We start from the raw sequence: 25,846 nt of genomic DNA, 5'->3' as shown, positions 1-25,846 counted from the left end.
TTCTTTCCATGTCAAGTAGCTCATCAGCATTTAATTTCTGTCACGATCATTCGAAGCAAAAAATAGCTTTCGGGTTTTGATCTAAAGTAATGAATAGCGGGTGAAAACCGATTAGATTTATACCTAATCGGCAATCGGATCATGTTCTTGTCCATTACGGTAATCGGTACAAGTTCTTGTCCTTGGCTTGGGACAAGAACTTGTACCGATAAAATAAAAAAGCCGCTAAAATAGCGACTTTCAATGGGACTATGTTTTTGTCCCCCGACATTAGGCCATTGTACGTTTGTTCTAAAATTATATTGTTATATCCATCCTTCCCCAGATCATAGAATACGATATGCTGCTTCATACACCCGTTTATGATCAGAGTGACCAGGAACGTCAATATGGTGTTAGTCGAAGGAAGTTCTGGAAGCAGCCATTGCATTTAAGGCGTTCTCAAAATAGCTATATACTTCATCTGCAATTCCCAGAAACTCTTCAACAAGTACATTATTACCATCCAAGTAACAAGCATACAGATAATCAACTAAAGCGGAGTCAATCTCACAATGGTTTAATATGGCATTCTTCATCTTAATAATGTCATCTTGCCATACACCTGTATCTTCTAAAACCAAAGAGTATAATGCACGAATTAATCTCTTAGAGTAACCTTTAATTAATCTAGTTTTCATTGTGTTATCACTAGCATTAGAAAGTAAACTATGTCTACGATCTACTTCCTTCTTGGTCTCTGTATTTAAGTCTAAAATGAACTCTGGAGAAATAATTATCGGTGGTACTTTTTCACCAACGTCATGACCATATATGCAAACACAAATTATCTTAACCCAAAAACCCCAATCATTTGGTTTACTTAATACATCGTCAATTGAGCAAATTGTCGTATCAATCTTAGATACTACTGGATATTCTTCCAAAAGCCGGTCATTAATATTTGACAATCTTTCGTAATCAATATCTTTGGGATTTACACATACAATAGTAAAGTCTGCATCTGACTTAAAAGGTTTAGCAGTTCCTTTTGGAATCGAGCCACACATATAAATGCTATGAATCTTACCTTTAAATTCGGTAAGTATATTATCTATATACTTATCAACAAAATCCTTATATTCACTTTGTATTACAATTTTATTTATAACTTTTTCTAATATCATATAGACTCCTCCTAAACGAAGAACTTCTTTCGGCTAACGTCTTATCTACGAACTTCGTAAATAACTTCATATGTAGAGTATTCGCGAAATCAATAAACTCCCCTGCCTGTTAGCTAAATAAATTCAATTAATAGTTCAATGCCTATCTAATCGGTAATCGGTACAAGTTCTTGTCCTTGGCTCTGGACAAGAACTTGTACCGATAAAACAAAAAAGCCGCTAAAATAGCGACTTCATATGGGACTATGCTCTTGTCCCCCGACATTTCATTAAGGTATGGCACAAAAAGCGGCTTGCTTCCGACGTTTTCAGAAGAAACTAAACGACCGTTCCCCAGTGGAGTACCGAGAAACGGTCGGCAAACGGCTTGTGGTGCCCGTGATAGTATAGAGGGCCCACCCCGCCCCCTTATTTCAACAATCGATCAACGATTTCCCTCGGATTCTTGAATCGCTTGAGATGTTTAGTCTGGAATACGACCACCATACTCTGCTCTGGGATCACGCGGATCAACGATCCACCTGCACCGGATGCTGAATACCCGTCTTCCTCGACCCACCATAAAAATCCATAGTTCCCGATCTGCCGGCTTGTCGATGCATGGATCCATTCCTTAGGAATAAGTTGACACCCACTCCACATGCCCTGCTGCAGATAGAGTTGACCGATAGTAGCCATATCTCGTCCGGTCATCGATAATGTACCAATCCCTAATTGCTGTGGATCCTCTGCATGCCAAGGATTGATCGATAATTCGAGCGGTTCGAATAACCATTCCTGCGCGATCTCTCCAATCTTCTTACTCGTAGAACGGCACAGACAGGCTGCAAGGAGAAGTACATCCGTATTCTTGTAGACCATTTGCTGACCCATTACGTCTCTTACTGGAAGGGTTAGACTGAATTCTACCCAATGGCGACTCCGCATCGTCCGCTCCCAGATGGGCTGAGCGTCTCCTGCTAACCGCGGGTAATAGAATCCTGAACTCATCGTCAGGAGATGTCGCAGTGTTAGCCGTGATGTTTGGGGGTCCACATCTTTCCTATTCATCTCAGGAAAAAAGTCCAATACGTTCCGATCAAGATCCGAGATGATCCCTTTATCCAATGCAATCCCAACAAGGGCAGATAAAATGCTCTTATTGACCGACATCACCGGGACAGCATGCTCAGGCCCAGTATTACGATAATAGCGCTCATGAACGATAGCACCGTTACGTAGTATGACCATACTAAGGACATTCGGATATTTCGCGATAATCTCCATATCTGCTTGAACCCATGATGAAGCTTCCATGGTCCGACCTCCTTAGAAATATGTACCGATTATGGAATTTGGCTGACGCATAAGCTCAGCAGGCGAACCTTCAGCTATAACTCTGCCACCTTCCTCTCCCCCGTTTGGACCGAGTTCAATGATCCAATCGCATGCCTTTAGCACCGATAAATCATGCTCAATAATCAACACCGAATTACCATGATCGACTAGGCTTCGCAATACGTCCATGAGCCGCTCTGCATCCGCGCAGCTAAGTCCCGATGTAGGTTCATCCAGAATATAGAGTATCCCGCCACTACGGCTTCTTCCTAAAGCTTTGGCAAACTTAATCCGCTGCGCTTCACCGCCGCTAATTGTTGTCGCCGGCTGTCCTAACCTTAAATAGCCCATGCCGATCTTCTCTAATAGATGAAGTGGTTCAGAAATCCGAGTTTCTTGCGCGAAAAAGTCGATCGCTTCTGTAACGGACATCTCAAGCACTTCCGCAATGTTCTTGCCATTCAACTTAATGTCCAGTACATTTCGTTGGTATCGCAATCCCCCGCACACATGACAAGTCCATGTAAAGACATATCCACGCGTCTCCTTCTGAATGGATCCCTCACCTTGACATTCAGAACATCCACCAGTGGAATTAAACGAGAAATCCCCTACAGTGAATCCCTGTTCCTTAGACGATTGCAGATGAGCGAAAATCCCACGAATATGATCAAATATCCCGATGTAGCTTGCTGGCGGGGATGTCCTAGACCGCCCGATTGGGGATTGGGTGACGACAGATACGCCGCTTATGTCTGATTGGCCTTTGAGTGCTGTTTCCGTCTGGTTATCAAACAGCTGCTCTTCATCAAAGTCAGCTTCCTCCACCGCCTATAACGGCTTTTGGTACATGCCTGCCTTAGCTATGGATACTAACGAGGTGAAACTATTTCGTACAGACCGAATTGTAACGCTCAAGAAGTTAGAGCGGGATCATGTTCCTAAGATCACGCTTTACGATTGGTTGCTTAGCCATACCAAACTAGAACCAGTTACCCCATTTCGGCTATACGTTGAGTTATCCAGAGAAGGACTTCGTCAATGCCGAAGCCAGCCATGGCTAGAACCACAAATCGTTGTGAAGAATGAGGATTTAGGTTATATTGACACAGTAATTGATCGCAACGAAATTGAATTCGTCTCCCAGTACTTTTCCAGTTAGGAACTGATGCTAAAGTAATAGAGCCAGAGATAATCGTGAATCGTATAATCATACTTCCCCAAAAACATCTACAACATTACACAGTAACGAACCATACTGACAAAGCATAAGCAGTGTTATTCAAGTATGCTGCCCTTTAGTTCAACGAAAAACGGCAACCGATCGATTGGTCGGCTGCCGAGTGTCATGATTTAACTATCGTTCCTCGTTAGCTGAACATCCAACAAATTGTCTAAGCATTTATCGCAGTAATTAGAAAACAAATCGCTGTGAGAAAAGCTAATGGTGTCATAACAAGCTTTTCCTTTTTACTTTTGGACAAAGCATTTATAAAGGTATTCACTATTAAATAAAATGCAAAAAAGTAACATACTCCTTTTGCACTGGTTTCTAAAGCATCTATCGAGATTACATTCCCTGCTTGTAGTATAAACATGATTGCAACCAACTGAATAAATACCGAAATGGCACATGCAACTCTCATTTGTTTTGGCATTACTTTATACTTACCGCCCATTGCAAATTCTCCGTAAGGTAAACCCATAGCTAACAATATGTACCCAATAGCAAGTGCCAAAAAAATTACACTTCCAATCAACGCAGCAATAATCATCACTTTCTCACCCCAATTTCATTTATTGTTTGCTTCCAATCTTATTGCAATAATATAGCATTTATTCATGCATCCTGCCCGTTAGCCACCCATGCCCCTCTCGGGGCACCGCAGAATCATGAAAATTATGCCCATTCATTTTATACTAATTTTACGGCTGGCGAGAGAGGTCGATCAACTATGGTGTTGCGAACCCATCCGTTAGCCCAACGACCTTGGTGCACCACGGAATGTCGCTCCCTTTTGGGAAGCACGCAGGGTAGATTAATCCGTTTTGGTTGTTGCACCGGCCCTCAAATTCGGTTTGCCGTAGAAAGGTGAGCTTCATGGATGTTCTCATTGCATCATGACGATCGCTTACCATCTGCTTACCCGGCAAGAAGACTACAAAGACTTAGGGGCCGATTACTTTGAAAAACGGCACCAAGACGCCTTCGTTAAACAGACCGTTCGAAAGCTAGAGAACCTTGGATTTACCGTAAACACTGGCCACTTCAGAAGCATCCTGATTCCATCTCTTATTGAACGAGACGCAGCTTTTTAAAACAGTTGAAGCTGCGCATAGTTTCGCATTGCCTTTTTTGGACCTACGCTATGAGTTATTTTTAGGGTAGTTCAATAAAAACAGCAGCCAATTAATAGCCAACTGCTGTTTGTTGTTTTGAAGTATTGTTTCCCGTCAGTTTAATCCTGTCTAATCAATACCAGCTTGAATTTTTGCCGGCTACCGCCTTCTGGGCCATTTGGAATCAATTCTTCTTGAGGTTCAAATCCAAACTTTTGATACAACCGCCTTGCAGGTTGCCCGTCTGGGACTTCGTCACCAAAAGTTGTAACAGAAATTTCTGCAGGGACATTAACAGTCTTCAATGCATGTTTCAGTAATGCGGTGGCTATACCTTTATTTCTCGATATGGAAGAAACAGCTAACCATCCAATTTTGTAACTTGGTGCACTTGCTGACGAAAATAATATACCACCGAGTAGACGAGATCCAGGTTCTCCATTGTTTTCTCTAACGCAGAATGCACTGCCTCGGCTAATATTTTTCTCTATTGCCTGAATAAATTTAGAGTCACTCACCATTGGACCAAATAAGTATTCAACTTCCGCTGCCAAGTCTAACCACCCGTTCAAGTCATCTTTTGTAGCACTAATAACGTTCATAAAAACCCCTTAAAAATGATTTTAATAGATGTTGAATTATACCATATACTGAATCAAACTACCCGCTAGCTCAACAGGCTGACATTGATGTTGGCAGCCTGTTTATGACGCTCTCGTCCCTTTTCGTCATGTTATGTATAGAGAAGAGTACGAACCAAATAAGGCGAACTCATGGGTAAAAATTAGAACTGTTCCATAAATATAATTCATTTTTTTGTAAAACATACAAGTTGAAGGAGTGATTGAATTGAAAATCATAATAAAGTTGATTTTCCTTCTGTCGACATTATTACTTCCTATGAGCGTATGCGGGATTTGTGTAGCAGCACCTGAGCAGGTAGAGAATTCAGTACAAGACATACGAACCTACACGTTATCCATTCTTCATAGTGAAATCAATGACTCGATTTCAAGAGAATTTCATATTACAGATTGGGGGTTCATTCCTAAGAAGGTTTGTGAAATAAATGGCACCAGCCTTACTTTGGAAGGGGATCTCTTTAAGGATAATAAAGTCCAGAAAAAAATTAGAGTCGATTTAGAGAAGATGGATAACTCAGGCTATATGGTAACCCGTGTTTCGGAAATTCCCGAAAGCACTAATACAGACTAAACACAATCAAGGAGTGGCTTAAAACAATGCTTGAATTATCTTTAGCTGCAGCCTTAATCAGTGCTAATGACAGCGCCCACGCAATGCATCTTGAAAATAAAAAACAGTTAACAATTCCCGCCGAAATAAGTACGAATCAGTTATCAAATAACTCAATAACTGATACCCGTGAAAAATTCAAAGCTCTAACCAACAAGTCATTCCTTGTTCCACAGTATGTGCCTTTTAATGCTACACAGGTTCAGGGATCATTTAATGATCTTGATCCGCACGTGGCCATCAGTTATTTCAATGCAAAAACTGGCCAAAGAATGACTATCCACGTTTTCTCTTCTTCAGGATTTAAAATGAACGAACACACCGAAGTAGTTCACCTGTCCGACGGCACGAAGGCCATTTATGAACATGACAATCCGAAGCGTTTAGCAAATACCCTTATTTTCGAAAAGGACGGATTAGAATATCGCATCGGTATTAAAAAAGGGGCATTGGCAAACCTCAACACTTTGAAGAGTGTAGCCAATTCGCTTGATAATCCGAACTAAGAACAAAAAAGAGAACATCCACACTAAACTGCCCGTTAGCTTAATGAATTTTTGCATGGGTACCCTGCTGTTGGGATGCTTATCTAATCGGTAATCGGACTATGTTCTTGTCCATTACGGTAGTCGGAACAAGTTCTTGTCCTCGACTCGGGACAAGAACTTGTTCCGATAAAACAAAAAAGCCGCTATAATAGCGACTCTCAATGGGACTATGTTCTTGTCCCTCGACACCCTTGTTAGTGTAACGTGACACCCAGTTGATTTTATCTTGAGATGAATACTTTACGTACTACATGGTTTCTGCATACGTTCGTACGATTTGGAATCTCACTCACTCGTTTAGTCGACAATTTCACCACAGGTCACATTTGCCACAGCTCCAGTTATCGCGCTGGCTCGATCTGAGGCCATAAGGACGGCCGCATTCGCTACTTCGGCGAGCCTTGGAAGCCGCTTTAGTAGTGTTTTTTCAGCGATACCTGCCTCAAACTCTTCACGGGAAATGCCGGCATTGTCCGCATGACGTCGGAAGACCTCGTCCACCCCGGGTGCGTCGGGAGAGCCAGCCGAACGTAGACAAACGACACGGATGCCCTGTGAGCCAACCTCAATCGCTAGTTGCCGGCAAAAGCCCTCTATCGCAGCTCCTGCAACCCCGAAGCCACCAACATCGCGGTAAGGCTTACGGGCGGCCTGGGCGGTGAGAGCCAGGATGACTCCTGACCTGTTCTTAGCCATATGGCGAGCCGCTGCGGTAGCAGTGATGAAATGTGCTTGCATGGCTGTGACGATTGGGTTAATGAATCGCTCCTTCTCCATCTCCACGAGCGGTCCCCCCTGAGTATCGCCAAGTCCGATGATGTTAAAGGAGACGTCGATACTCCCAAATTTGTTTGCTACTTTGGCGAGATGTCTCTCTACCGCCTGCTCGTCGAGAGCATTGACTTGAGCAGTCTCTACTACACCCCCTACGTCAGAAATCTCTCTGGCCACCACGTTAAGTGTCGCAAGAGTCCGACCCGCAAGGAAGACATTTGCCCCTTCTTGGGCGAATGCACGGGCAACAGCACCTCCGATTGCGCCTCCAGCACCGTAAATCACAGCGTTCTTGTTCTTAAGTAACATTTGAATGCTCCTTTTATTTGATCGCATGCCAATTTGATTCAATTATATTACATGGTATATAAAGCGGTTTCTTTTCGATTGCGATTTAATTAACCAAACCTAGAATTATAAACTATCCTGCCCGTTAGCTTAATGAAAAAAGCAGCCGGCTTTGGGGTCGGCTGCCTTCAAACATCTTTATTGAGCTATCGTTCCCCGATAGTTCAATGATTGTTAGAAGTTAGTGATTCTTTTCTTAATCAAGTATTACTCTGATAGTACTAGATCGAGCCAGGATCTCGCCTCCTGATACAGAACTGGATTGTTTTCCGGCGTGTAGTAAGCCAGTACTCCCACTGCCTGAGAAACGACCCATCCGCGGGCTCTTGCCCACGTAGCCTCGTCCGTCGGAAGATATTCACGGAACGCATCACGGGCCGCCGGCGAGTGTAACTTCCAAGCGACCATGACATCGCATGCAGGATCGCCAATACCCATTGTAGCCCAATCGATCACACCGGTGATACGTTTGTTTCGCACGAGCCAGTTACGCGCGTCAAGATCACCGTGATGCCAAACCGGCGGGCCTTTCCACGTAGGCGCAGCAAGCGCCGATTCCCACACAGCAGACACCGAGGGATCGCCATCGAACCGCGCCAGCCAGTAGCGGAACTCCTCATCCTTTTGAGCCAAAGGAATGCCGCGGCCCGGCGGCCCGCCCGATGGATCGAGTTGCTGCAGCGTTGCAACGAACGCCGCAAGATCACGCGCGGCCTGAATCGCATCAATCTCCTCTATCGGTACCGTCTCGCCTTCAACCCACGTATGGATCTCCCAAAACCACGGATATTCCCTATCCGGATGTCCTTGAGCGATAGGTACGGGGATTTCAAGCGGAACCAATGGCGCCAGCTTAGGCAGCCAAATAAATTCGCGACTATCTGGTGTCGAAGGTCCCTCCCGCCGCGAGAGCCGAACAGCAAATTCGTCGCCTAGCCTGAAGACGGCGTTCTCTGTGCCAGCAGGCTCGATCCGTCGCAGGGACTGCCCTGCCCAGTGGGGAAACTGGGCGACAAGCAGACGGCGCACGAGCGCCTCATCAATTTCTATTTCGTCGTCGTGCATCTTCTCACCCATTAGTCGACTCCTCCTCGTCCGCATTCACGTTTGTAATTCGAGTCCTGCATCATGTGATCAAATGTTGTTCCCACTCTAACACCTCTTTAGTTCGTAGAGATCGTATAACGAGTCCTCACAGCCGCTTGATCAAGAGAATTGCCGGGTTTTGGCGTTTTAGGCAAATTGCGTGTACGTCATAGGTGGGACCGTATCTGCGTCCGATGTTATGATGATCGCTCCGGCTCTCATGATGCCGGGAATCGATTTGGTCGCGCTGGCATTCATTTCTCACCGCAGCGAGACTTTTCGAATAACGATTAGACCGGGCGGATGAGGGCAAAATTTAATCCTGATTCAGTCGGTCCACATGAGCAATTCCCCATTCGTGCATCTTGAACAATAACGTCTTAAGCGTCTCCCCATACTCGGTTACGGAGTATTCAACTTTAGGCGGCACCTGCGGGTAAACAACACGTCGAATAACACCTGCTTCTTCCAGCTCTCTAAGTTGATTAGTGAGCATTTTTTGCGTTATGGATGGAATCAGTTGCTTCAATTCACTGAACCGTTTGGTTCCGCCGTATAGCAAGTGCAATAGAATAATGGGCTTCCATTTACCTGAGATTATGCTTAATGTTTCTTCCACTTTGCATAAGGATGGTTGAACCTCCACGATCTTCACCTCACCGATATCGTAGTATCATTTAGGATACAATACCACTTTAATGTGCGTACTTCCACCTCAGAAAGTCGAATATTATAATGACTCCTATAGCGATCGCAATAAATTATTATATAGGGGTGAGGAAATGAATAAAACATTTTCGGGCGGTTTACTCATAGCTGCTCTCTTTTTGGCTGCACTTAATTTAAGATTGTCTATTAACTCCATTTCACCAATATTGGAATCAATCCGAAATGATCTAAACATGAGCGCTTGGCAGGCAAGCCTGCTCACAACGATTCCGGTACTCTGTATGGGGATTTTCTCGCCACTTGCCGCTAAAATTAGTGGGCGATGGGGACTAGAGCGAGTGATCAGTTGGTCTTTGCTTTTGATTGGAGTGGGAACATTGCTCAGATTTGTAGTGGACTCCACAATTTCGTTAATTATAACGGCTTTCATAGCTGGAGCAGGGATTGCTTCAGTCGGCCCGCTACTGTCGGGGTTTATTAAGCGGCACTTCAGTTCAAACGTTCCATCCATGATAGCTGTTTATACACTCGCCTTAACGATAGGCGCAGCTCTTGCATCAGGGCTGTCCGCGCCGATTCAAACATGGCTGAATTCGTGGCAGGAGGGGCTCGCGATTTGGGGGATATTGGGGATCCTAGCCATCGGTGTATGGGTACTTCTAATACGTCGGATCAAACACAGCACAGAAATGGGAGCCGATGATAAGGCTGATAAGGGAGCAAAAATCCCCTGGGGAAACGCAAAGGCATGGCTTCTAACGTTATCATTTGGCTTATTGGCGATGTTGTTTTATTCGGTAACGGCCTGGCTGCCACCGATGATTCAAAGTATGGGCTATAGTAAATGGTATGCGGCTAACGTATTAACGATCTTTGCCGTCGTGCAAATTCCTGCAGGACTGTTGATGAGATTTCTTTTGAAAAAAATCCCTTCCCGATTGCTATGGCTTCTTGTTGCATCAACGGTTGAACTAGTAGGTTTTATCATGATTATGTTCAACATACAGCCTTGGATCGCGGCCATGTTGATTGGACTTGGAGCCGGCACGTTGTTTTCACTGAATTTATTGCTTCCCATCGATATGACTGGAAATCCACAGGAAGCTGCTTCTTGGGCAGCAATGACACAATCTGTTGGGTATGTTATAGGTGCTGCAGGGCCCTTGATCCTCGGCTGGATTCACGACACGACACACAGCTTCTCCATCGCCATCATTGGCATGATCGCGGTTAATCTCCTCATGATTGGTTTTCAGTATTTAGCCGTGTCCAAGAAACCAAAGAAACAAGCCGAAGTCAATGTAAGTAATGCATAATTTGAATAGTAGTTCTGTCGATATTTTGATCTATATCCTAAGGTATGAAAGCAACTAAGTAAATATGGGAACGTGTAGGTATCAGTTGATTAGCTCAGTGGACGCCTCTTCGTATTTTCGCCGAGCATTGAACATAGCGCAGTAACAGCCTTATGGATTGGAAATTGGATTAACGTTGCCCAGTGATATTTTTTAAATCTAATAATAACCGCGCCAAAGTTGCGCGCCGCATCCGCACGATGGGGACGACGTCGCTGCGCAAGCAGCTCATTTAAAGCACCTCAGAAAACACCTCTGTTGAAATCTAAAGTTCTTATTCGAAAATCGGTCCCTAATCCAGGGGACGGTCTTTCTCGTGGGTCTTTAGCTTCAATCCTCATCAGGGATAAGTTGGGTAATGGTGTCTACTTCCTCCGGCGCCAAACGAATGCTAGCTGCGGCGAGATTCTCCTTAAGGTGATCAATGCTGGTTGTCCCGGGGATTGGCAGCATCCGCGGAGAACGATGCAACTGCCAAGCTAGGGCGAGTTGCTGGATTGTGACGCGATGTTTCTCCGCGATGGGGTCCAGAACGTCGCGGAACCTTTTGCCTTCCTCGCCCGACGGCACGGCAGCCGGGTGCCAAGGCGAGAAGATGATACCCGCATCATCTGCCACCTTGAGCAACGCTGCGCCTTAAATCGATATATTTGGGAAGTTGACCCAAGCACAAAGATACCGTTCATTGAAGGTTATCAATCGATTCGCCCTATGTTGTCTCTGGAAAAAGTGCAGCCATTTTATGATTTTTAAGATGCCTTCTGCGCAGTTGTTTGGTGTAAAAACAGAGGAATTGAAAAAAATCAAACGTTCCTTAAGGAAAATATTCTTACCTTAAGGAATTCGGTGAGTTATTGAGTTCAGGTGTTTGATGTTCATTAGATATACTAGAAGATGGCTGCCGTTTACGGAGTCCTGGGTGTACTCGTTGTCCTCGGGATCGTGAGCAATCCGGAGGGGGAAAAGGTTATGCGGATAAATAACAAGGACAACAAAAATCAGGAATGACGAAGACCCTGCTGGCTACGCGCTGGCAAGGTCTTTTTTATTTCATCAGTTTTTTAATGAGCATGAGTATATCAAAGTTGTTTTGTTGTACACCTTATTGAATACGACCTTATGCTATAATGTGTAAAAATAACCGAAAGGGGCTAAAAGAATTTATATTATTCCGAGTGGATACGTAGTTCTGCTTCTTTTTAGCGCATTCATATTATTTTTTGTGTTTAGCTGGGTACTTTATAAAAAGGCTCCATCCAGGAAGTGGACCTTATTAGTTTTGTCTGTTGTCTTGATTTTAGCTGCGGTTTATTTTTATGGTCGAGGGAGTGCCACTTTGGTTTATGTAATGGGTACTATTATATTCGGATTAATAATAACCCTTTATGGATTTAGAAATGAACCGTCAAATAAGAAATAAAAAACTTTGCCTCGCGTGTTGGGGCAAAGTTTTTTTATTATAAGAACCTGCTGGCAAATTGTTAAATAATAAAAGGCACGGCAGCTGGGTGATCTGGCAGGGTCTTTTTGTTTAGATGTATAAATAAAACCAAGATTACCCAAAATGGTTATATAGGTATGCTCCTATAAGCTACATCTGTTTCTCCTCTTCCCGGCCGTCCTTTTGGGCGGCCTTTTTGTTTGCCCATTATTTGTTGAATATGGTGAAATTTCGTGGATAGGTGAAACATGATGAAAATCAAAAGATTTATGATGCATCTGACTTCCCCGATTCATTTCCATACCGCCATGATAGAGCAAATCCCTGTGGCCGTCTTTACCGGCCAAGAAATGATCGGCAGCGGGAAAATCCTTGAAATTACAGACTTCGCAGTGAAAGTCGGTGACGAATTCTACGTGCGTGAAACCTGCACGTTTAAATTTGCAGTATAAAAAAGGAGCAGCTGGCGCCGGCGAATACTCCTTTTTCTTGAGCTAACGTTTCCCGTTAGCTTAACGATCCACCGCCAAGGAAGAACAAATTAGGGAGTCAGGATTGAACTATCGTGTTCCATCCCTCGGTTCAGTAATGTTCTTCACACTTGGTTGAATTGAGATAAGAAACACCGATCATTTTCTGCTAATCCATAATCATGTCAATGACTTGTTTCGCAAACGCAGCATAGGGTTTGATCAGATCAGGACTTCGATCAATAGCCCACCTGAGGTTATCAAAAGCCCTTAATAGCAGAAAATGCCTCGTGACGGAAAGGTCTTCTTCAGATAATCCGTAACCGTCCATAAACGCCTCTAATTCTTCAACGTTTGGGCTCTCCTCTATCCCCAGCATTTGGTATTGCATCAATCGAGCAACAGTTACATGGGGTACTACGTTTACTTCCGCATTCCAATCCAGCAATATTACTCGGTTTGCTTGATTGACAATAGCATTCTTTATAGAGAGATCCCCGTGGTCTAAACCGAAGCGGAACGGTTCACGCTTCAAATTCTCAAACAGTTCTCTTACTCTATGCGATTCCGCCTGAGTAATTACTCCAAGCTCGATCAAGCAATCATGTTCAGTCAAACAATTGATATTATACTGCACATACCCTTGCCAACTGCCGTCTGATCCGGCATGAGAAGGTGACTGAAACTCACCGTGGACTGGATCAACCAGATTCCCACCATATCCTTTCACTTGAATTGAATGAATAAGCTTGGCATATTCGCCCAGCTTCCTCCAAACATCGGTCTTGGGAACAGTACTGTCTAACCCGTTGTCCCCCTCAACAAAGGCTTGAATCATAAATGCGGTTTCGTCAACAATGCCAATAGACAATACCTCGGGTCCAGGAATGCCAACTGCGGCTGCTTGTTCAATACACCATTTTTCTTTGACGAATTCCGGAAATGTATCTTTATCATTCATGCGGACAACAACTTTATGGCTCTCCGTTTCGACTACGCAAACCTGATTCGTGATGCCTTTACCGATGATCTGATATGATGTTTTTACTTGTTCCTGAAGAAAATCGCCTGCAATTTGTTCTGCTTTTATAACAACAGTGTCTACCATAGTTTCTTTAATCTCCCTCAACCGTCGAGCTTCGATTAGTTTACCACATACTATTTTGGAAAGTACGTTTATAACTAAACCTTACTGCCCGTTAGCGTAATGAAGCTGCCGATCAACACCGGCAGCTTCTTCCCGGTCGATTATTCAACTATCGTTTCCCGTTAGCGTAACGATGAATACCGAGAACCCATACATTCATCAAGTACGTCACGATGCCTTCAATCCTCAAAAATTTTCACATTCTTAGCTGTCCTTCGCTGGGAATCCGCTATACTCGGAAATTCAAATAGCTCGAATGCAAATTTTTGGCCCTCTTTAAGACACCGAAAACCGTTTGGTAACCTAATTGGGTCTGGTAGTATTTCGCTAAAGTGAACAAATACATGGTTACCGTCCTGGCCGTCTAACATGATCCGCCCGTAACCTTTATCTTCTTTGAACCATAACGCCGCAAGATCACGCGCGGCCTGAATCGCATCAATCTCCTCTATCGGTACCGTCTCGCCTTCAACCCACGTATGGATCTCCCAAAACCACGGATAATCCCTATCCGGATGTCCTTGAGCGATAGGTACGGGGATTTCAAGCGGAACCAATGGCGCCAGCTTAGGCAGCCAAATAAATTCGCGACTATCTGGTGTCGAAGGTCCCTCCCGCCGCGAGAGCCGAACAGCAAATTCGTCGCCTAGCCTGAAGACGGCGTTCTCTGTGCCAGGTCACAGCCGGTTGTTCCTGATATTAGAAGAAAATAAAGTTGTAGACTGAAAAATAAAGTATTAGACCGTAAAATAAAGTATTAAACTGGAGTTGGCCATTAAGCTAACGGGCAGATTAATTGAATTAAATTATTCGTTACCTAGATTGCTGATTATACATCATTGTATAATAACTTATCCTTTAAGAAAGCGAGTGATTTTCGTGAAAACCATTAAATCCGTTGGCAATACATTTATTTTCGAGGTATGGAAGGGATAATAACTTGCACTGATCCCTTCCGTGCAAATACCAAACACGGAGGGAAGACCTATATGTCTTTTAGTGTTGACAAAATAAATACCGATTTAGTTCGCAGGTTAATAAGAAAGCAATTTCCTAAATGGGCTGACTTGCCTGTCAGACCCGTTGAAAAAGGCGGATATGACAACTTTACATTTCATTTGGGCGATGAGATGAGTGTGAGGCTGCCTAGAGACGAAGGTCATGCTCCGCAAGTTGAGAAAGAAGCTGAATGGCTGCCAAAGCTAAGACCTCATCTTTCGCTGCCTATTACTGTTCCTCTGGCAAAAGGAATACCCGACGAAGGCTATCCCTTTTATTGGTCAGTGAATAGGTGGATTACCGGAGAAACCTTAAGGCAAGACAATATCTCAGATATTAATGAATTTGCCGTTGATCTTTCTAGGTTTATTAAGGAGCTTCATCAAATCGACGCATCGAATGGTCCTGCTGGTGGGGAGCACAACTACTTTAGAGGTTGTCCCCTTACAGTGTGGAAATTCAACGAGTGGACTTTAGGAGCCCTTGAAACATTAGGAGGGGCAGTAGATGCAGAAAAGTGCCTAAAAATATGGCATCAAGCAACAGCATCAAAATGGACAAAAAAGCCTGTTTGGATTCACGGTGACATTAATCCAGGAAATCTTCTTGTAAAGGATGGCAAATTATCCAGTGTGATTGACTTCGGCGTAATGGCAGTTGGCGATCCTGCAGTAGAAATAACCATGGCATGGACCTTTTTTGATGACAAGAGCAGGAAAGTGTTTCTTCAATCTATAGGCCTTGACGCTGAAACGGAAAATAGGGCAAGAGGCTGGGCGTTATGGAAAGCACTAATAACATGGGCATCGGAAGAAGATAAGGAATCCATCTCTGTAAGAGAAGCGAAGAAGGTTATCGATATCTTACAGAATGAATAGCGGATACGTGATTATGAGATTCATTTAGCTTAGATTGTTAAGGTAACGGAGAACGATAGTTGAATGACAACAGCGGACGGATACACCTACTTTGCAAAGGCCCCCAGCCAAATGCTCGATTGGTTTAACACTTATATGAATTGATTCAAGAGCGAACGTTCAAGGATGCAAAAACGAGTGCAGGCAGGAACCCAGGCGGTTTCGATTCTTGCACTCGTTTTTTAGCCCGGCTCGACGAGATCCTCATTTTTTACAGTATCCCCAATTCATCCAGAAAATACGGACGTCTGACATTTGCCAAGTGATTCAACTATCCTGCCCGTTAGCTTAATGCCCGAAGCCTGTTTAGGTTTGAAACTCCGTTTGAGGACATCAGCTTATCGCACTCGGTACTTCTTTCAACCCTGCTCATCAACTGAAATCGGAATCCTTATCATCCACGGTTAACCATATATGTTATTGTCTTTTTCGGCAAATGGTATATGTTCTTGTCGTCGGGTGTTGACAAGAACATATACCGTTAAGACACAAAAAGCCGCTGCTACACGGCTATTAAGCGTGGATGTTCTTGTCGTCTTACAAGTTAAAAGACATTTTTTCATATGTGTCAGAGGACAAAGTCTTACATTTTTATCCATGTGTTTGCGGGTGGTGTCAGTTACGCTGGTATTACCCCTCCATGGCGTTCATGGTAACATGGAGAACAATTGGTTTCTCGATGTTTTTTCTCGTATCGGCGGAGAAACACGTACAAAAGCATCCGATTACGTTGATCGGCTGCCTTCTTGTTTTGATTGAGCCATCGATACCTGTTAGTTCAATTCATGTATCTTTTAATTTATATTTTCCGAACCCATCCTCACATGTAATATCCAACTCAAGAATGTCGTAAAGGTTTTCTTTGGAATCCTCTAATTTTTTTTGAACCTCTTCGATTTCAGATATTTTCTCTTTAATGATACGTGTTTGATCATCTTTTGACATCCCATTTTTCGAGATCATAGCTTTTATATCGTTTATTGAAAAACCAACAGCTAAACATTTTTTAACAACCTCTAGATGATGAGTGATTTCTAAAGCATAATCCCGGTAATTATTCTGTTCTCTCCGAATGTAATCATCAGTGATAATGCCTATTTTCTCATAGTAACGGATAGTTGATATAGGAAGGTCAACCATTTTAGCGACTTCACTAATCTTCATATTAATCACCTCAATGCTTTCTCTTGCTATAAAGTATACTTCATAGTTTACAATCCTCAAAGTGAGGTTAAGCGATCAGAATCTCACAACAAACTAATATAGATGAGGGAGAGAACACTACATGAGCACAATCACCGGCAAATTCCACGAAAGTAACAATTTCAATGAAATCGTCTTGAAGCGCCGTTCGGTTAAAGTCTACGATCCGGAAGTGAACATTGGCCGGGAGGAAATGACCGAAATATTGACGGAAGCTACCCGCGCCCCTTCTGCTATTAACATGCAGCCATGGCGTTTCCTTGTCATAGACAGCGCTGAAGGCAAAGAAAAACTTGCACCGCTGGCATCTTTCAACCAGACGCAAACTCTGACTTCCGCGGCTGTCATTGCGGTATTTTACGATGCTAACAACATTGAATATATTGACGAGATTTTTGGCAAAGCTGTGGAACATGGATACATGCCACAGGACATCATGGACATGCAGTTGCAACAAGCGAAACCCTATTATGCGAACATGTCCGCATCCGACCTACGAGACATGAACTTGATTGACTCGGGTCTCGTATCCATGCAACTCATGCTTGTTGCACGCGCCCATGGATATGACACTAACCCGATGGCCGGATATGATAAGGAACGAATTGCTGAAGTTTTTGGTCTTAATAAAGACCGGTTCCAACCGGTCATGTTGATCTCAATCGGAAAAGCAGCCAAAGAAGGCTATCCTTCTTACCGCCTGCCCGTTGAAACGATTACTACTTGGGCATAATCAACCATTGCTAAAGTCTAAAATCAAAAACCGATACTTCTATGCCCTCAAGCGCCGTTGATTGCCCTAAGTAGACGGGCCACTGATGTGTAACTGAAGAAAATAAGTTATTAAATAATTTCGAATCTACAATTACACTATCCTGCCCGTTAGTTTAAGAAAAAGGCAGCCGGCTTTTGGGGCGGCTGCCTTCAAATGTCTTCATTGAGCTATCGTTCCCCGCTAGCGTAACGACATAACGTACAATTGCCCAGCGGTAAACTTCGGAGTGGTGTATCACCATTCTCTAAACGTATCAGTAACTTACGGCCTGTAAGATTCGCAGGACTTACTCAGCATAGCCTTTATATCTCAAAGATTTGTAAGTGCTATTCTAAAACCAAGATCATCTATTTTAAAATTGGGCATACTTTTCCTTCTACTCGTAGAACCACAATTGTTCTCCACTTCAGCCCAACTGCCTCCCCGGAAAACTCTATAATTCCCATATCGTTTTGTATCATATAAATCCCAGCACCACTCCCAGACATTACCAATCATATCGTAAAGTCGCCATGGATTAGGGAGCAGCTGTCCTACTTTATGAACAGATCCATTGGAATTTTCTTGATACCATGCAATTTGATCAATTTTTGCATACCGATATCCCGTTGTTCCTGCTTTACATGCATATTGCCATTCAGCGTCTGATAGTAATCGAAATCCATTCGCTGTTTTGTTGTATATGGTGTTCTCACTTTCATTTGTAACTGTGTAGCATTCCGTCCTGCCAAGCTTTCTCGATAATTCATTACAAAAGGCAATAGTCTCGATCCACGAAACTTCCGTAACTGGCAGCTTACTCACAATCGTATCTATTTCTTCTTCATGCATGACAAAATGATACAACTGCTGTGTTACTGGATACTTCATTACATGGTAAGGCTCTAAAGTTTCAGTCCATGTTATAGCCCTTTTACTACTTCCTGGGTTAGATAAAGTGTAATCAGAACTTAGCCATTGATCCGTATTACGATAATCGCGTAGTTCAATTGATCCGCCTTCTATGGGTACCATCAAATCCATTATTTCATTTAGGAATCGTGCGTTGTCACTTCCGTACTTTTCCATAGTCTTATTGACCTCCACTCTAACTTATCGCCAACTAATTCCAACCAGAAACTATATTATCCTGCTTAACTCGTCGATACAGCCACCAACTTTTCTTTTGTACGTCTTCATGACCATCACCCTATATAAGCAAAGCGTATATTTCTTGTAATCATTAGTGTAAACTGCCCCTTAGCTTAATGAAGCTGCCGATTAGAATTGGCAGCTTCATCCTTGTCGGTTATTCAACTATCGTTTCCCGTTAGCGCAGCTGCTAATGAAAATTAATCACCATTGCTGTCTTGTCGTCCGATTTCTTAAAGCGGATATGTTGAATACACTCAGGATCGCATTCTTCAAGTTCTATTAATTCTTGAGTATATAGTTTTATACCTTTATTCAATATGCTTCGCGCAACAAAGCTCCAATACGAACTCTGTTCGGGCACGATATTTGTTGGTACAAACATCCCATCAGTCAACAAAATGATATGTTTTAAACACGTCGGATTAATTTTTCCGTATTCGAAAAAACGAACTGCATCCTTTTCCCCATTTAAGACGCCGTAACCACCATCTGTATTAGCGCGGTATCGGTTCTTTCTTATTGTATCAATAACGGTTTCATGAAGCTCTGTCTGGCTATTTAAGCCTTTAGTGATTCCTTCCTGCCATTTAGCGAATGCTGGAGCTTCTAAGTGAGAAACTTGTTTCCATGTTAATGGGCGAACCTCCCCATCTTCATATACAGCCAGAATCATGCAATCCCCTGTCTGTATAAACTCCACACCATTATCCTGAATACGAACAATTGCCAATGCTGCTCCCCATAGTTCTTCCTTTTTCCTCAGATCAATATTAGCGAACACCATTTGTTCCCTAAGAAGATCATTCACCTCAATCATGTGGTCCATTAGTCTTCTAGGATCAGTAACAGATTCGAAGTAGTTTTTTACCAGATTCGCGGCAGTAAAACCGCCTGTTTCCTTTTTGGTGTTCAGATAGGGTACCAAGGAAGATACACCGTCCAAAACTCCATACAAATTTGCTTTCGGATGCGTAATAATGGCATCCTCATTTAGTACCCCTACGCCTTTCCTGGTGATCTCCTCATAAGTAACAAACAAGTTGTTCACTCCTTACTCATATTATTTTGTAATATCCTCAACCTATTTTACCATTTCCCCTTTTACCAAGTATTGTAACGATCCTGCCCGTTAGCTTAATGAATTTTTGCATGGGTACCCTGTTGGGATACTTATCTAATCGGTAATCGGTCTATGTTCTTGTCCATTACGGTAATCGGAATAAGTTCTTGTCCTCGACTCGGGACAAGAACTTGTTCCGATAAAACAAAAAAGCCGCTATAATAGCGACTCTCAATGGGACTATATTCTTGTCCTTCGACACATGATCATCTTCAAACATCCTATTTTGTTGCTGAGGGTGTTCCAAGGTTTACTTTTGGGACACCCTCTTCAGTTGAATCAAAGCAGACCTTCGAGCCCAAATTAATTGTAACTTGCCTTGCGGCAAACTCGTGGGTAACCAATTTTACTCAAGATGGTAATTCATTATGGCTACAAAAGCTCGTGTTGGTGCCCACTCAGCTTGACTTTTTACTGTCCATTCCGATACGTGGTAGATATATGAGAAAATTAACTGATTCAACAAAGTAAAAATCACCAGTGCTGAAAAGGATTCATAGTCCACTTTGTCATAATTATCCTCGCCCTTGACTGTGAATAAACCTTCCAGTGCCACTTTATGCTCAATGTAACGATAACCTGCCCGATGTCTTAATGAAAAAAGCAGCCGATCAAAAAAACTGCTGCCTTCAAAAGTCTTCATTGAGCTATTGTTTCCCATTAGCTTAATGAGAATATAAAATAGTGAGCAAAAGCCGCGGTGTTGGCGGGCTTGTACTTGGATATTGGATTACAATGTCCCTTTAAATTTCATTCTATACTCAAGTTGGAACCGAGGAAAAATATATATTAACATTGTTAAACTATATGATTAAGAGGAGCATCCCGCGTCAACGGGATGACGAGGGATGTTCCTCTTAATCAAACAACTTATTTAAAAGACGTACTGCCAGCACATCGTCAGCCAGAGGCTCCCGATGTGTATTCTCCAGATATATATACTTCTCCGTCTCTGGCATCAGAAATTCCTTATACCACATAAAAAAATCCGGACTGTCGCCGTGAGTGGACGTTCCTCATACATCCCGATTTTCTTATGTTGAATCAGCTTAACTGTTAATGAAACGCCCGTTTCCTGGCTCCCTCCTGCCATTTGAATAGATTACCATTAAATATGATGCTCATCGTGTATCACGCGCCCGCCAATCATGGTCCAAACGACGCCGAATCTCTCATTTAATAGGACAAGGTCAGCGCTGTTGCCGATTTCTATATTGCCGATTTGGTCTAGCCCAAGCACCCTGGCAGGGGTCATGGATGCCATCTGCACGGCATCGGTTAGCGATATTCCGAGCTCTACGGTATGTTTAAGCGCTTCATTCATCGTTACCGTACTGGAAGCGAGCGTTCCGTCCTTAAGTCTTGCCGTCCCGTCGGTAACGGTCACTTCATGGCCGCCAAACTGGTAAACGCCATCCCCAAGTCCCATGGCTTGCAGAGCATCGGTGATTAGTACCATTCCACTCGCCCCTTTTAAACGATGCATTAGCCTAACAATAGCAGGATGAAGATGTACATGATCCACGATGGCCTGCAGGCTAACATGAGGCTCTTCAAATGCGGCCGCGACCAGGCCGGGATCGCGGTGATGAATAGGCCTCATCCCGTTAAAACAGTGTGTCACGTGGCTCGCGCCGGCTTGGAACGCCAACTTGGCCTCCTCATAGGTCGCGTCGGAATGAGCCAATGCCACGATGACGCCTCGATCTATCAACCACGTAAGCAATTCCATCCCGCCGGGCAGCTCTGGCGCAATCGTGACCATCCGAATAAGATCGCCCGCTTCTTTAAAGATATGCGCCATCTCTTGGATATCAGGATGCCGAAGGTATTTTTCGTTTTGCATACCTTTTCGTTTAACGTTTAAGTACGGACCTTCCAAATGGATGCCTGCTATCCGTGCTCCAACTTCCTTCCCGGCAACTTGCTTTACACTTCGAATCATGGACATCAAATCCTCGAGTGAGGAAGTGACGGATGTAGCCAGAAACGAAGTGCATCCGGTGAGCGCACAAATACGGGACACCTCCTGAATACTCGATTCCATGCCGTCCATCATATCAAAACCGTTTGCTCCATGAATATGAACGTCAATCATGCCGGGAATCAGCAGTTGTCCTTGGCCATCGACCGATTCGCACAATGCCGTAGGTATTTCCCCTATTTCCAAACGGATGGTACCGCTTGGGGTATGTTCCTGAATACCAGTGATCCGGCCTTCCTCCACCCAGACCGTCGCATGATCTGCAATCCGATCCGGCAATGCCACCTGTACATTGTAAATTTTCCAGCTTGTCATGAATGGTGTCCTCCCTTCATTCCGAAACGGTTACCAACCGATTCCTGGTTATACCTGGGCCACTCATGGCATCCGTTCTCTTCCAACTGGTACAACCATGACTTCCACGCCCTGCTGCTCAATGACTTTCAGTACAGAGTCATCCGTCCACTCACTCGTAATGAGAATGTCGGCATCCTGAAAACTGCTGAACGAGATGAGCGCATGCCGATTAAATTTGGTATGGTCCGCTAAGATAACGACTTTCTGGGCCGTCCCGACCATCGCCCTTTTCATTTCGGCTTCATAGAGATCTGAACTCGTAAATCCCTTTTTAATCGAAATGCCCGAAGTGCCCAAAAACACGACATTTGCAGCGTAATTTTGCAGTTCTGACTCTGCCTGTGGATCGACGAGACTCATCGATTTCTTAACTAATTGACCGCCAAGAAGAAAAATTTTCGCATCTTCCGAACTTGCGCATTCCTCCGCGATATTAATGCCGTTCGTGACGATCGTGAGATCTTTCAGATGCTTCATATGGCTTGCAGCGCACCATGTCGTCGAACCTGCGTCAAGAATGACGATTTGTCCATCTTCGACAAGGGATGCCGCTTTGGCACCGATGGCATCCTTCTCCTCGAAATGCTCGAATCTTCGGACTTGCACGGGGGCGATCTGATTGACCGCCACGTGCAGCTCATCTACCAGAACGGCGCCCCCGTAATTTTTGACTAATACTCCTTCACGTTCCAACTGATTCAAATCGCGCCGGATGGTCTCCTCGGATACGTTAAATTCACGCACCAGGTCGGATACCTTCACACTGTGTTCCTTGAATAGCAGCTCTTTGATCTTGTTGCGCCTTTCCTTAACGATCATTACTTGCCCTCCTTGATTTCATCCTGCCGATTCCTCACTTAGGAAAATAGACCTGACTCTATCATACCCGATGAAGGGTGGACTGCAAATGATCGACAGCCTTATACCAAAATCAGAGATTTCCCAAACGGCATGACATTGAACGCAAATGGCAGCGAAGAGTTATCGTTACGCCAGCCGTTGTTACCATTCGATCAAATTGGTTTCCCGGACTGGAGCATCCGCGTTTTTGGGAATAAGGAACGTCTTGATTTCGCACGGGCCGAAGTCCGCCTCAATGATGCGATTCCATTTCGGCAGCCTGATCACCGCACGGGTAGCCGATTTCGTCGTTTCATACGCGCGCAGGATCAGGTCATCACTGTCCTCGGCCTTTTTCAATACGCTTACCACGACCTGATCTTGGTCAACCGACAAAAACGAATCCCTCTGCGACAAGCTGCCCTTATGATACGTTTCGATGACGGTAATCGGGCGCTGGTTAAGTTCGGCGGCACGCATGACCGTACCTGCTGTCTCCCAATTACCTTCATGCGGCAGAATGGAATAATGAACGATTTGAATACCTTGATCTATGAATGAATAATGTCCGTTCGGCGATGGAACTAGCGGATCGTGATGCGCATAAATCGGACTTCGCAGCATCGTAATTGCCATTTCTTTGTTATGAATGCTGTAACTGTATTTAGAATCGTTCATTAAACTAACGCCATAAACGGTGTTATGTTCTCTCGTTATACCGGAATAATCGATCCACGCTTGACCCGGCTCCTCTTCGCCGTTATGCTCGCGTTCAATGAAGCCGTAAGGCTGCTCGTAGGATTGTCTGGTAAAAATAAAATTTACCGGAAAGACCAATTTCAACATTTTGAATTGCTCCCGCCAATCGATCGTCGCTTTGACGTCAATCTGGTCCAGTTCCCGATACATCGTAAAATCCTGCACAAGGCGGGAATTCCCGTAGACGCTCTTTACCCGAATGACAGATTTGACCGGTCCATGCTCAACCAGCTGCATGCTTTCAGCCTTAAATTGCCCGATGACCCGGTTGAAGTGAAACACGTTATGGCTCCACGTATCGGTCTTGTCCTCGATAACAACCGGTCTCGCCGCTAAATCTCGAAACACCTCGACTCCAGCTCGTTTATCCATCAGCGATGCAATGTACCCGGTTTGAGGATCGAATTCCATACGAAACCGGTCGTTCTCCAAGGTGTAATCGCTCGCTTGAATGGGAGATGCGGACGATTTCGGCACGGACGGATTCATCGTCAGTTTGTATACACGATAACCGAGCGACGGCAGCTCAGCAATGAAGCTCAAGCGGGTGCGCCCGCTGCAAGTCGCGGCAGGCTGCACGCTTTGGAACGGGACAGCCCTGCTCTCGTCGTCCACAAGGATATGCTCGTCTTTGAGACCGCCAACCTCGACTTCGACGTTCACCCGGCTGTACCATGCGTGCGGATTAAAGACGACAATCGGCTTCATATGCTCTTCCTCTTCAATATCAATGTTCCACGAAAGGGACTGCACTGCATAATTAAGCCCTCTTGCCGCGATTGCGAGGGACTCGCCGTATTCGTTACGGGCATCTTCGTAGGCTGACTCAATACTTGTGCCGGCCAATATGTCGTGGAATTGATTAAACAAAATATTTTTCCAGGCACGGTCGTAATCCTGGGGATACGGCTGCCCTGTCGTCCAGGAAGCAATCGAGGACATTTTCTCGGCGGCAGCCATCAGGTTCTCTGCCCTGCGATTCCACTGTTTGACGCCCGAATGTGCTGCATAACAGCCGCTGGCATGATGCTGAAGATCGTCATGTACGACCGGAATCGGTAATTGACGCTCTTCCATTTCCGCAAAAAAGTCATTGGGGGAGCTGAATACAAGCTCAGCCGTTTCATCTTCGAGTTGCATCCGCTTGATGCTCTCTATATTTTCTTTCGTGGGACCTCCACCGTGGTTCCCGACGCCGTAAAAGCACATCAATTGGTCGAAAGGCGCCCTAAGTTCCGTTTCACAGCGCCGGATATGCTTCTCGAGATCTTTACTCCAGGAGCAATACTCGAACAGAATACGAAACGTCAGCACGCTGGATCCATCGTCGGATTCCCACTTGAAGAGCCGCCCCGGCAGCCCTTTTTCGTTCGGCATCGGACGCATCATCACATAATAATCCATGCCACTTTTCTTCAATATTTGCGGCATCATGCCAAAATGGCCGAAGCTGTCCACATTGTATCCAACCTTGGCGGTAACGCCGAATTTTTCCTTAAAATAACGCTGCCCGTACAGCCCTTGACGGACGAAGGACTCACCGCTCGGAATGTTGCAGTCCGGCTGTACCCACCAGCCGCCGACAATGACCCAACGACCTTCGGCGACGCGTAATTTAATTTCCTCGAACATCGCCGGATCGTTCTTCTCGACCCACTCGTAGTACTGAGCGGAACTGGAAGTAAAGATGAAATCGTCGTATTCATTCATTCGGTCAAGCGCAGAACGGAAAGTCGCTTTCGTTTCCTGGAAGCCTTCTTGCCACGGCCAGAGCCACACCGGATCCAGATGGGCATTGCCGATCATGTACAGCTTATTCTGCGTACTCGTATTTGATTTCACG

Annotated in this window: 24 protein-coding genes and 1 pseudogene; 6 read left to right on the top strand and 19 right to left on the bottom strand. The window is 44.4% G+C overall.

Annotated features, from left to right (window positions below; all coding sequences use genetic code 11):
* Positions 1-395: 395 nt before the first annotated feature.
* From FHS19_RS16115 to FHS19_RS16090, 5 genes are all read right to left on the bottom strand, one after another.
* Positions 396-1,166, bottom strand: coding sequence for a nucleotidyltransferase domain-containing protein (locus tag FHS19_RS16115; protein WP_183582764.1), 771 nt, complete (start codon positions 1,164-1,166; stop codon positions 396-398).
* 408 nt (positions 1,167-1,574) lie between these two features.
* Positions 1,575-2,462 carry a serine hydrolase domain-containing protein gene (locus tag FHS19_RS16110; RefSeq protein WP_183582763.1) on the bottom strand — a complete coding sequence of 296 codons (888 nt, stop codon included), beginning with the start codon at positions 2,460-2,462 and terminating at the stop codon, positions 1,575-1,577.
* Between the two features lie 12 nt (positions 2,463-2,474).
* Positions 2,475-3,311, bottom strand: a complete 837-nt coding sequence (locus FHS19_RS16105) for an excinuclease ABC subunit UvrA (protein WP_183583015.1) — start codon at positions 3,309-3,311, stop codon at positions 2,475-2,477.
* Between the two features lie 566 nt (positions 3,312-3,877).
* Complete coding sequence (locus tag FHS19_RS16095; RefSeq protein ID WP_221223927.1) at positions 3,878-4,258, bottom strand: hypothetical protein; 381 nt, start codon at positions 4,256-4,258, stop codon at positions 3,878-3,880.
* A 684-nt stretch (positions 4,259-4,942) separates the two neighbouring features.
* Positions 4,943-5,377, bottom strand: a complete 435-nt coding sequence (locus tag FHS19_RS16090) for a GNAT family N-acetyltransferase (RefSeq protein ID WP_183582761.1) — start codon at positions 5,375-5,377, stop codon at positions 4,943-4,945.
* Positions 5,378-5,672: 295 nt separating this feature from the next.
* Between FHS19_RS16090 and FHS19_RS16085 the strand changes: the two genes are divergently transcribed.
* Positions 5,673-6,038: a hypothetical protein gene (locus FHS19_RS16085; protein ID WP_183582760.1), complete on the top strand. Its 366-nt coding sequence runs from the start codon at positions 5,673-5,675 to the stop codon at positions 6,036-6,038.
* Positions 6,039-6,064: 26 nt separating this feature from the next.
* The gene (locus FHS19_RS16080; RefSeq protein WP_183582759.1) at positions 6,065-6,583 is read left to right on the top strand and encodes a hypothetical protein; all 519 of its coding nucleotides are present in this window, start codon (positions 6,065-6,067) and stop codon (positions 6,581-6,583) included.
* 339 nt (positions 6,584-6,922) lie between these two features.
* Here the strand turns inward: FHS19_RS16080 and FHS19_RS16075 are convergent, their stop codons facing one another.
* The 3 genes from FHS19_RS16075 to FHS19_RS16065 form a co-directional block, all read right to left on the bottom strand.
* Positions 6,923-7,708, bottom strand: coding sequence for an SDR family NAD(P)-dependent oxidoreductase (locus tag FHS19_RS16075; RefSeq protein ID WP_183582758.1), 786 nt, complete (start codon positions 7,706-7,708; stop codon positions 6,923-6,925).
* Between the two features lie 246 nt (positions 7,709-7,954).
* A complete protein-coding gene (locus FHS19_RS16070) occupies positions 7,955-8,824 on the bottom strand; it encodes an aminoglycoside phosphotransferase family protein (RefSeq protein ID WP_183582757.1) in 870 nt (289 codons plus the stop codon).
* Between the two features lie 325 nt (positions 8,825-9,149).
* A complete protein-coding gene (locus tag FHS19_RS16065; RefSeq protein ID WP_183582756.1) occupies positions 9,150-9,479 on the bottom strand; it encodes a winged helix-turn-helix transcriptional regulator in 330 nt (109 codons plus the stop codon).
* Between the two features lie 136 nt (positions 9,480-9,615).
* On the opposite strand from FHS19_RS16065, the gene FHS19_RS16060 reads away from it, so the two are divergent.
* Positions 9,616-10,818 (top strand): MFS transporter, encoded by a 1,203-nt coding sequence (locus FHS19_RS16060; RefSeq protein ID WP_183582755.1) that lies wholly within the window; start codon positions 9,616-9,618, stop codon positions 10,816-10,818.
* A gap of 369 nt (positions 10,819-11,187) precedes the next feature.
* Here FHS19_RS16060 and FHS19_RS16055 read toward each other — a convergent pair whose 3' ends face one another.
* Positions 11,188-11,475, bottom strand: coding sequence for an aldo/keto reductase (locus FHS19_RS16055; RefSeq protein WP_312887247.1), 288 nt, complete (start codon positions 11,473-11,475; stop codon positions 11,188-11,190).
* Positions 11,476-12,546: 1,071 nt separating this feature from the next.
* On the opposite strand from FHS19_RS16055, the gene FHS19_RS16050 reads away from it, so the two are divergent.
* Positions 12,547-12,750 (top strand): hypothetical protein, encoded by a 204-nt coding sequence (locus tag FHS19_RS16050; protein ID WP_246426585.1) that lies wholly within the window; start codon positions 12,547-12,549, stop codon positions 12,748-12,750.
* 187 nt (positions 12,751-12,937) lie between these two features.
* On the opposite strand, the gene FHS19_RS16045 is transcribed toward FHS19_RS16050, so the two are convergent.
* The 3 genes and pseudogenes from FHS19_RS16045 to FHS19_RS35680 form a co-directional block, all read right to left on the bottom strand.
* Positions 12,938-13,876: a phosphotransferase gene (locus FHS19_RS16045; RefSeq protein WP_183582753.1), complete on the bottom strand. Its 939-nt coding sequence runs from the start codon at positions 13,874-13,876 to the stop codon at positions 12,938-12,940.
* 218 nt (positions 13,877-14,094) lie between these two features.
* Positions 14,095-14,349, bottom strand: coding sequence for a cold-shock protein (locus tag FHS19_RS34880; protein WP_376771911.1), 255 nt, complete (start codon positions 14,347-14,349; stop codon positions 14,095-14,097).
* 30 nt (positions 14,350-14,379) lie between these two features.
* A pseudogene (locus FHS19_RS35680) lies at positions 14,380-14,577 on the bottom strand (phosphotransferase); the annotation flags it as partial.
* 327 nt (positions 14,578-14,904) lie between these two features.
* Here FHS19_RS35680 and FHS19_RS16035 point away from each other — a divergent pair.
* Positions 14,905-15,792: an aminoglycoside phosphotransferase family protein gene (locus FHS19_RS16035; RefSeq protein ID WP_183582752.1), complete on the top strand. Its 888-nt coding sequence runs from the start codon at positions 14,905-14,907 to the stop codon at positions 15,790-15,792.
* A gap of 822 nt (positions 15,793-16,614) precedes the next feature.
* Here the strand turns inward: FHS19_RS16035 and FHS19_RS16030 are convergent.
* Entirely contained in the window at positions 16,615-16,995 is a 381-nt protein-coding gene (locus tag FHS19_RS16030; protein ID WP_183582751.1) for a helix-turn-helix domain-containing protein, read from the bottom strand.
* A gap of 121 nt (positions 16,996-17,116) precedes the next feature.
* Between FHS19_RS16030 and FHS19_RS16025 the strand changes: the two genes are divergently transcribed.
* Positions 17,117-17,767: a nitroreductase family protein gene (locus tag FHS19_RS16025; protein ID WP_183582750.1), complete on the top strand. Its 651-nt coding sequence runs from the start codon at positions 17,117-17,119 to the stop codon at positions 17,765-17,767.
* A gap of 351 nt (positions 17,768-18,118) precedes the next feature.
* Here the strand turns inward: FHS19_RS16025 and FHS19_RS16020 are convergent, their stop codons facing one another.
* The 6 genes from FHS19_RS16020 to FHS19_RS15995 all read right to left on the bottom strand — a co-directional run bounded on the left by FHS19_RS16020 (position 18,119) and on the right by FHS19_RS15995 (position 25,845).
* Entirely contained in the window at positions 18,119-18,877 is a 759-nt protein-coding gene (locus tag FHS19_RS16020; protein ID WP_183582749.1) for a formylglycine-generating enzyme family protein, read from the bottom strand.
* 253 nt (positions 18,878-19,130) lie between these two features.
* The gene (locus FHS19_RS16015; protein ID WP_183582748.1) at positions 19,131-19,991 is read right to left on the bottom strand and encodes a protein phosphatase 2C domain-containing protein; all 861 of its coding nucleotides are present in this window, start codon (positions 19,989-19,991) and stop codon (positions 19,131-19,133) included.
* A 418-nt stretch (positions 19,992-20,409) separates the two neighbouring features.
* Positions 20,410-20,706, bottom strand: coding sequence for a hypothetical protein (locus FHS19_RS16010; RefSeq protein WP_183582747.1), 297 nt, complete (start codon positions 20,704-20,706; stop codon positions 20,410-20,412).
* Positions 20,707-21,171: 465 nt separating this feature from the next.
* Positions 21,172-22,362: an N-acetylglucosamine-6-phosphate deacetylase gene (gene nagA / locus FHS19_RS16005; protein ID WP_183582746.1), complete on the bottom strand. Its 1,191-nt coding sequence runs from the start codon at positions 22,360-22,362 to the stop codon at positions 21,172-21,174.
* 63 nt (positions 22,363-22,425) lie between these two features.
* Entirely contained in the window at positions 22,426-23,223 is a 798-nt protein-coding gene (locus FHS19_RS16000; protein WP_183582745.1) for a DeoR/GlpR family DNA-binding transcription regulator, read from the bottom strand.
* 183 nt (positions 23,224-23,406) lie between these two features.
* Complete coding sequence (locus FHS19_RS15995; protein WP_204797533.1) at positions 23,407-25,845, bottom strand: alpha-mannosidase; 2,439 nt, start codon at positions 25,843-25,845, stop codon at positions 23,407-23,409.
* Position 25,846: the final 1 nt, after the last annotated feature.

Origin of the sequence: Paenibacillus rhizosphaerae, assembly GCF_014192015.1 — a bacterium.
In the GTDB taxonomy this organism is placed as follows: domain Bacteria; phylum Bacillota; class Bacilli; order Paenibacillales; family Paenibacillaceae; genus Paenibacillus_AQ; species Paenibacillus_AQ rhizosphaerae.
This window is presented reverse-complemented; position numbering and strand designations above follow the sequence as displayed.

Bases quoted from the DNA above. Each gene is read 5' to 3' on its own strand.
- FHS19_RS16010 (WP_183582747.1), bottom strand. From the start codon at position 20,706: ATGAAGACTTTTGAAGGCAGCAGTTTTTTTGATCGGCTGCTTTTTTCA.
- FHS19_RS16115 (WP_183582764.1), bottom strand. From the start codon at position 1,166: ATGATATTAGAAAAAGTTATAAATAAAATTGTAATACAAAGTGAATAT.
- FHS19_RS16050 (WP_246426585.1), top strand. From the start codon at position 12,547: ATGATGAAAATCAAAAGATTTATGATGCATCTGACTTCCCCGATTCAT.
- FHS19_RS16070 (WP_183582757.1), bottom strand. From the start codon at position 8,824: ATGGGTGAGAAGATGCACGACGACGAAATAGAAATTGATGAGGCGCTC.
- nagA (WP_183582746.1), bottom strand. From the start codon at position 22,362: ATGACAAGCTGGAAAATTTACAATGTACAGGTGGCATTGCCGGATCGG.
- FHS19_RS16020 (WP_183582749.1), bottom strand. From the start codon at position 18,877: ATGGAAAAGTACGGAAGTGACAACGCACGATTCCTAAATGAAATAATG.
- FHS19_RS16000 (WP_183582745.1), bottom strand. From the start codon at position 23,223: ATGATCGTTAAGGAAAGGCGCAACAAGATCAAAGAGCTGCTATTCAAG.
- FHS19_RS16035 (WP_183582752.1), top strand. From the start codon at position 14,905: ATGTCTTTTAGTGTTGACAAAATAAATACCGATTTAGTTCGCAGGTTA.
- FHS19_RS16030 (WP_183582751.1), bottom strand. From the start codon at position 16,995: ATGAAGATTAGTGAAGTCGCTAAAATGGTTGACCTTCCTATATCAACT.
- FHS19_RS16075 (WP_183582758.1), bottom strand. From the start codon at position 7,708: ATGTTACTTAAGAACAAGAACGCTGTGATTTACGGTGCTGGAGGCGCA.
- FHS19_RS16110 (WP_183582763.1), bottom strand. From the start codon at position 2,462: ATGGAAGCTTCATCATGGGTTCAAGCAGATATGGAGATTATCGCGAAA.
- FHS19_RS16045 (WP_183582753.1), bottom strand. From the start codon at position 13,876: ATGGTAGACACTGTTGTTATAAAAGCAGAACAAATTGCAGGCGATTTT.
- FHS19_RS16025 (WP_183582750.1), top strand. From the start codon at position 17,117: ATGAGCACAATCACCGGCAAATTCCACGAAAGTAACAATTTCAATGAA.
- FHS19_RS16080 (WP_183582759.1), top strand. From the start codon at position 6,065: ATGCTTGAATTATCTTTAGCTGCAGCCTTAATCAGTGCTAATGACAGC.
- FHS19_RS16095 (WP_221223927.1), bottom strand. From the start codon at position 4,258: ATGATTATTGCTGCGTTGATTGGAAGTGTAATTTTTTTGGCACTTGCT.
- FHS19_RS16060 (WP_183582755.1), top strand. From the start codon at position 9,616: ATGAATAAAACATTTTCGGGCGGTTTACTCATAGCTGCTCTCTTTTTG.